This is a genomic window from Vibrio sp. A1-1 (genome assembly GCF_021728175.1).
Lineage (GTDB): Bacteria > Pseudomonadota > Gammaproteobacteria > Enterobacterales > Vibrionaceae > Vibrio > Vibrio diabolicus.
This window is the reverse complement of the sequence record NZ_JAKKCL010000037.1, coordinates 1-6,209: the sequence shown is the minus strand read 5'-3', so window position 1 is coordinate 6,209 and position 6,209 is coordinate 1. Positions and strand designations below refer to the sequence as shown.

Below are 6,209 nucleotides of genomic sequence, written 5' to 3'. Positions count from 1 at the left end.
ACACCGCCGTAAACTTTAGCAAGAGTAGTACAGATAGCTGCAGTTAGAGTTGTTTTACCGTGGTCAACGTGGCCGATAGTACCAACGTTAACGTGCGGTTTCGTACGTTCAAATTTTTCTTTAGACATGAGTGGTCCCTCTAGGTACGGATTTAGGTGGCCCAAATTGACCACGCAACCAAAAAAAGATAATTGGTAAATCTAATATCAAAAGGAAATAAACTTGAGAGCTGGTGCTGATAGGCAGACTCGAACTGCCGACCTCATCCTTACCAAGGATGCGCTCTACCACCTGAGCTATATCAGCACTCAAATTAGAGTGGAGCGGGCAGCGGGAATCGAACCCGCATCATCAGCTTGGAAGGCTGAGGTAATAGCCATTATACGATGCCCGCAACACGTAACTCTGAGAGCTATTTCCTAAAGAATATGGTGGAGGGGGACGGATTCGAACCATCGAAGGCAGTGCCGGCAGATTTACAGTCTGCTCCCTTTGGCCACTCGGGAACCCCTCCAAATTTTCAAGCCATTCAGACTACTAAAGGAAAGAATGGTGCCGACTACCGGAATCGAACTGGTGACCTACTGATTACAAGTCAGTTGCTCTACCTACTGAGCTAAGTCGGCATAAGTGGTGCGCATTCTATTGAATGATTTTCGAGGTTGCAATAGTAATTTTAAAAAAAATCATAAAATTCGATTTTTTAGATTCGTTTGCTGCAAATTCGTACAAACTTGGCTTTTTTAAAGTAAACTTCGACCTTTGTCGTTTGCTTTGAAGTTCGCTTGATGTATGTTCTTGCTTCTACTAAACCAAGGATAAAAGAGACCCATGAGTCCATTTTTGTCATTTGACCGTGCAAACTGGGCCGAGTTAAGAAACTCTGTACCGATGACACTTTCTGAAGACGACTTGACTGCGCTTCAGGGCATTAATGAAAACCTAACCATGGAGGAAGCGGTAGAAATCTACCTTCCTTTGTCTCGTCTTTTGAATCTGTACGTCCAAGCCCGTCAAAGCCGCAACTCTGTATTACAACAATTCTTGAATACGGAAGAACATGCCCCTCCTTTTGTGATTGGTATCGCCGGCAGTGTCGCTGTAGGCAAAAGTACGACAGCTCGTATTCTGACCGCATTGCTTTCTCGTTGGGAGAATCATCCCAAAGTGTCCTTGGTCACTACAGATGGCTTTCTATATCCGAAAAAGGTACTAGAAGAACGCGGTATCATGCATCGTAAAGGGTTTCCTGAGTCCTATGATATCAAACGTTTAGTTGAGTTTATGTCTGACGTTAAAGCGGGTAAGCCGGATCTTGAAGTACCTATTTACTCCCACATCACGTATGACATTACGGACGAACTAAGAAAAGTTGATAGACCGGATGTTCTTATCATTGAAGGTTTAAACGTTCTACAAAGTGGAATGGATTATCCGCATGATCCACATCGCGTCTTTGTCTCTGATTTTTTGGATTTTTCGATCTATGTCGATGCTGAAACAGAGACAATTGAACAGTGGTATGTGGAACGATTTTTAAAGTTTCGCCAAGGGGCTTTTACTAAACCCGGTTCTTATTTTAGTCACTACACGCAACTGTCAGTCGATGAAGCAAAGCAAAAAGCGAAACAAATTTGGCATGATATTAATGGGCTCAACTTGGAGCTGAATATTCTTCCAACCCGAGAAAGAGCCCATTTGATTCTACACAAAGGCGTCAACCACTTGGTTGATAAGGTATCTTTGCGAAAGTAATTGAACGTCAATCGCTTTTACGCAACGAGATTTCACCACCAATGTAAGTCTCTAGCCCTTGCGAGGTTTCGAGTAATATCCCGCCTTGATGATCGATGCCGCGTACGATGCCGTGCACCTCTCTAGGTCCGATGAGCAGCTTGACTTGACGATTGAGAAAGTTATCTAATCGATTCCAACGTTCGACAAAGCTGGTAAGTCCTTTCAGTTCATACTCGATAAGTGCGGAATTCCAATGCTTGATAAGCGTCGTCGCTAGGACATTTCTATCGATCATGAGACTCTCGTTTACCTGATTCAATGTTGTCCATGGTTGATCAATCTCAGGTTGCTCATCAGGCATTCCAATATTGAGCCCCATCCCAATCACAAGATGAGCAGCACCACCGGCCTGCCCTGACATCTCCACTAAGATTCCTGCCAGTTTTTTATCTTGATAATACAGGTCATTTGGCCACTTGAGTTTAACGCCTTGTATGCCCATTTCTTCTAGTGCTTCCACTGCGGCAATACCAATAACAAGGCTTAAGCCCATTGCCGCGGCCATTCCCGCATCTAATCGCCAGTACATGGATAGGTATAAGTTAGAGCCAAATGGAGAGATCCATTGTCTACCGCGGCGACCACGTCCTTGTGCTTGATACTCAGCTATACAAACACGGCCCTTTTCTGATTCTGCGACTCTATCAAGCAAATACTGGTTGGTTGAGTCAATCACAGGAACAAGCTCAACAAGTGACTCCGCACTAGCAGTAAGGAGAGCTTCATCTAGCAACTGCAATGGTGATGCCAACTGGTAACCGCGCCCTTGCACTCGATAAATATCAATGCCCCACTCACTAAGACCTTTAATATGCTTAGCTATTGCCGCTCTGGATACATTCAGGGCTTCGCCCAGCGCCTCTCCAGAATGAAACTCGCCGTTACTTAATGACTTTAAGATATGAAGTTTCGTAGAGTGATCTTTTCTCATCTTAACGCCTCGATCTGAGCCAAGTTGGTTTCCCCGGTACGGTTCAGAAATCGCACTTCATGCTCAAGTTCTATTTGGTATTTATCCCACACTGCCTGCTTCACTAGGGAAGCAAGTGCGACAACATCATCGGCACTGCAGTTGTCCATGTTGGTCAAAACCAAGGCTTGCATAGGGTTGACCTGTGCACCATGCACAGACTTCCCCTTTAATCCGCACTGTTCAATCAGCCAACCAGCCGCGACTTTCATTCCGCCAGGAGTTGGATAGGCCATGATATTAGTATGTTGCTTCATGAGCCGATCATAATGATCTTGAGTGATCACTGGGTTTTTAAAGAAACTCCCTGCGTTACCTACCTTGACTGGATCCGGTAGCTTCTCCGTTCGCACTTGGCAAACTCGCTCGAAGATTGCTGCTGGGCTAAGTTGTTCTTCCGGAATATCTTTTAAAGGACCATATTGATTAATCGGCTGCCATTGTTTAGCCAGCTTAAGCCCTAGTGCGGTAATAAAGCACTTTTCATGCAAAGCGTGTTTAAAAATGGAGTCTCGGTAGCCAAAGTTACAGTCTCTGGCGCTCATTCTTCTATTTTCAAACGTAGTTAGATCAAGAACATCCACGTAGTCACAAATGTCTTTTAGCTCTAGCCCATAAGCTCCAATGTTTTGAATAGGAGCCGAGCCTGCACAGCCAGGGATCAGGGCTAGGTTTTCTAACCCACCAATTCCCTGACTTACACACCAGGAAACCAACTCAGGCCAGTCTTCACCACCTGCAATATGCAACAGGTATTGGTCATCCGTTTCCGTCACATTTTTACCCATGATTCGATTAACGATCACTAACCCGTCAAAATGCTCAGTGAAAAGAACATTACTTCCTTTACCTAAAAAAAGCTTCGGTAAATGGGTGAATCTCGGGTCTTGAAATAGTTGAATAACCTCCTCGAGCGACTCGATGGTGGCTAAATAGGAACACGACTGTTCAATCCCAAAAGTATGGTAAGCCTTAAGGCTCGCATTTGTTTTAATTTGCATAGTAGGTTTGCAACGTCAGATAAGATTCTCTTAAACTGTCGACATTCTACATTAGTTATCTTTTAACCGCAGTGACAATACCTGACTCATTAATCATAGAAGTGTTAAATCCTATCAAGCTCCCTCTCATTAAGAGGTTGTACAAAGCGTATTACCCTTCGGGTCGAGCCAAAAAGGATGAACTGATCATTACAGCGAGCCATAAAGGTGAAATCGTTGCGTTACTACGCTTAAAAACCGTAGATAGATCTCGATTGCTGACGGGAATGCTGGTCATTCCAACACTTAGGGGAACTGGCATTGGAAAAGAACTACTAACTCATTGTAAAAACAATGTTTTCACTGATGGCGATTATTGCTTCGCGTTTACACATCTCGAATCCTATTATTCCAAGCATGGATTCAAAACCATTGATTGCTCTGAGCTACCACACCCGTTAAAAATGGCATTTCAACGCTATGTAGATAGCGGTAAAGATCTCATTCCAATGCAATTCATCTCTTCAACGACATCAAAACGCGCGCTTTTGTAGCCAGGCAAATCATATCTTTGATAAAATGGCAGGTTCGCAATATTGCACTAAACTAAGGTACTCATACCGATATGATAGTAAGTAGGAATCCATTCGAACAGTTGCCAAGTCTCGCTGTCAATCCGGAAGACTTTGATGTTCTGTATTCAGCAGAATCATTCAGGACTCGTCTTTTGGATGCAATCAGCAAAGCAACGTCGCGAATTTACCTAGTCGCTCTATATCTGGAAGATGATGAAGCTGGACGTGAAATTCTCACTGCGCTTTATGAAGCGAAACAGCGCAATCCTGGGTTGGACATCAATATCTGTGTCGACTGGCATCGAGCGCAGCGTGGCCTGATTGGTGCGGAAACATCTGAGGGTAATTCTGCGCTTTACAAAGCGTATGCCAATAAGTACCAACACCCGATCCCTGTCTATGGCATACCTGTGCGTGGCAGAGAGGTTTTTGGGGTACTGCATTTAAAAGGCTTTATTGTCGATGATACTGTCATCTACAGCGGGGCAAGCTTAAATAACGTTTATCTGCACTATCACGAACGCTATCGCTTTGATCGTTACCATGTGATTCGACATGAGTCTTTAGCTAATTCAATGGTGCAATTCATTCAGGAAGAGATGATTGCTCACCCAGCTGTCAATGATCTTGCTGGAAAAGATAAGCCAGAAACCAAAGAAATTAAGTCGGCGATTCGTCAACTGAGAGCTTCACTTGCTCAAGCTAATTATCAGTTTGAAGACCAACCAGCAACAGAAGAAAGTGTAAAAATCACCCCGCTAGTTGGTCTAGGCAAACGCCGTAATCTACTCAATCAACAGATTGTAAAGTTACTAGCGGCCGCCCAAAACGAAATCTTTATCTGTACGCCTTACTTTAACTTCCCTAAAGCGCTGCATCGTGAAGTGAAGCGAGCTATGAAACGCGGTGTGAAAGTAACTATTGTTGTGGGCGACAAGACAGCAAACGACTTTTATATTGCCCCTGAGGAAGACTTTAAAACCATTGGCGGACTTCCATATCTGTATGAAGTAAACCTACGCCGCTTTGCGAAAGCAAATGAAGCGAATATCGCTGCGCGTAAACTGTCAATTCACCTCTGGAAGCATGACAATAATAGCTTCCATCTCAAAGGCATTTGGGTTGATAAACGCTATATGCTACTGACGGGGAATAACTTAAATCCTCGGGCTTGGTCACTTGATCTAGAAAATGGACTTCTCATCCAAGACAATTATGCGAAACTCACTGATAAGTTCGAAGATGAGGTTTCGCGTATCCTTGAGCATACCCACCTTATCTGTACTTATAAACAGTTAGAAAAAGTGGAAGATTATCCGATAGGAGTGCAGCGGTTAGTAAGAAAAATAACCCGCCTAAAAGCCGATGGGGTTTTAAAACGCATCCTGTAAGCATAATTAACTTCAAAGCTCAGCATTTTCCTGCTGGGCTTTTTTATTATTCCTAGATCCAACAGCTTAATACTCTATTAGACCTCTGTTAGTAGGCTTCAGTAAATAAACTTGCGAGACACAACTGAACCCAAAACGCAACAACCTAGAATCTAGAAAGGTAATACATGCGTAAGTGGCTAGGTGCTTAATAACTCAGTCTTCCGATCTTACTCTTTCTTACACTACGCTAGTGAATAAGCTTTCTAACACGTAAGTCAGCACAGGGGCTCAAAACTAGTCCTCGATACTGGGACCCGGTTCAGTAGAAACCGCACAGAGTTGCGCATCAACTCGTCATGGCAGGGCTTAGAAAGTATCGCGAGAGAAGAGCCTGCCTCTCGATGCAAGGTTTCAATATGGAAATGGGGTTAAGGTAAGTATGGAAATGGGGTTAAGGTAAGTCGGGTAACCAAAACGAAAAAAGCCCCAGTCTTTCGACTGAGGCTTAATATAA

General features: G+C 43.8%; 6 protein-coding genes and 4 tRNA genes. 3 read left to right on the top strand and 7 right to left on the bottom strand.

Annotated features, from left to right (window positions below; genetic code table 11):
- From L3V30_RS23730 to L3V30_RS23710, 5 genes are all read right to left on the bottom strand, one after another.
- On the bottom strand, positions 1–128 hold a 128-nt coding region (locus L3V30_RS23730), incomplete at its 3' end, for a GTP-binding protein (protein ID WP_227484038.1).
- A 102-nt stretch (positions 129–230) separates the two neighbouring features.
- Positions 231–306 (bottom strand) — tRNA-Thr (locus L3V30_RS23725).
- A gap of 13 nt (positions 307–319) precedes the next feature.
- Positions 320–394 (bottom strand) — tRNA-Gly (locus tag L3V30_RS23720).
- 35 nt (positions 395–429) lie between these two features.
- Positions 430–514: transfer RNA gene (locus tag L3V30_RS23715), tRNA-Tyr, on the bottom strand.
- A gap of 36 nt (positions 515–550) precedes the next feature.
- Positions 551–626, bottom strand: a tRNA-Thr gene (locus tag L3V30_RS23710).
- Between the two features lie 205 nt (positions 627–831).
- On the opposite strand from L3V30_RS23710, the gene coaA reads away from it, so the two are divergent.
- Positions 832–1,755, top strand: a complete 924-nt coding sequence (gene coaA / locus L3V30_RS23705) for a type I pantothenate kinase (protein ID WP_005398335.1) — start codon at positions 832–834, stop codon at positions 1,753–1,755.
- A gap of 7 nt (positions 1,756–1,762) precedes the next feature.
- Here coaA and birA read toward each other — a convergent pair whose 3' ends face one another.
- Both birA and murB read right to left on the bottom strand, forming a co-directional pair.
- The gene (birA, locus tag L3V30_RS23700; protein WP_237310114.1) at positions 1,763–2,728 is read right to left on the bottom strand and encodes a bifunctional biotin--[acetyl-CoA-carboxylase] ligase/biotin operon repressor BirA; all 966 of its coding nucleotides are present in this window, start codon (positions 2,726–2,728) and stop codon (positions 1,763–1,765) included.
- Positions 2,725–3,768 carry a UDP-N-acetylmuramate dehydrogenase gene (gene murB, locus L3V30_RS23695; protein ID WP_237310113.1) on the bottom strand — a complete coding sequence of 348 codons (1,044 nt, stop codon included), beginning with the start codon at positions 3,766–3,768 and terminating at the stop codon, positions 2,725–2,727. Before murB ends, birA begins: the two co-directional genes overlap by 4 nt.
- Before the next feature lie 101 nt (positions 3,769–3,869).
- Here murB and L3V30_RS23690 point away from each other — a divergent pair, with 101 nt between their 5' ends.
- Both L3V30_RS23690 and pssA read left to right on the top strand, forming a co-directional pair.
- Entirely contained in the window at positions 3,870–4,301 is a 432-nt protein-coding gene (locus L3V30_RS23690) for a GNAT family N-acetyltransferase (protein WP_237310112.1), read from the top strand.
- A gap of 71 nt (positions 4,302–4,372) precedes the next feature.
- Positions 4,373–5,713 carry a CDP-diacylglycerol--serine O-phosphatidyltransferase gene (pssA, locus tag L3V30_RS23685; protein ID WP_031780707.1) on the top strand — a complete coding sequence of 447 codons (1,341 nt, stop codon included), beginning with the start codon at positions 4,373–4,375 and terminating at the stop codon, positions 5,711–5,713.
- Positions 5,714–6,209 lie beyond the last annotated feature (496 nt).

Bases quoted from the DNA above. Each gene is read 5' to 3' on its own strand.
- coaA (WP_005398335.1), top strand. From the start codon at position 832: ATGAGTCCATTTTTGTCATTTGACCGTGCAAACTGGGCCGAGTTAAGA.
- birA (WP_237310114.1), bottom strand. From the start codon at position 2,728: ATGAGAAAAGATCACTCTACGAAACTTCATATCTTAAAGTCATTAAGT.
- murB (WP_237310113.1), bottom strand. From the start codon at position 3,768: ATGCAAATTAAAACAAATGCGAGCCTTAAGGCTTACCATACTTTTGGG.
- pssA (WP_031780707.1), top strand. From the start codon at position 4,373: ATGATAGTAAGTAGGAATCCATTCGAACAGTTGCCAAGTCTCGCTGTC.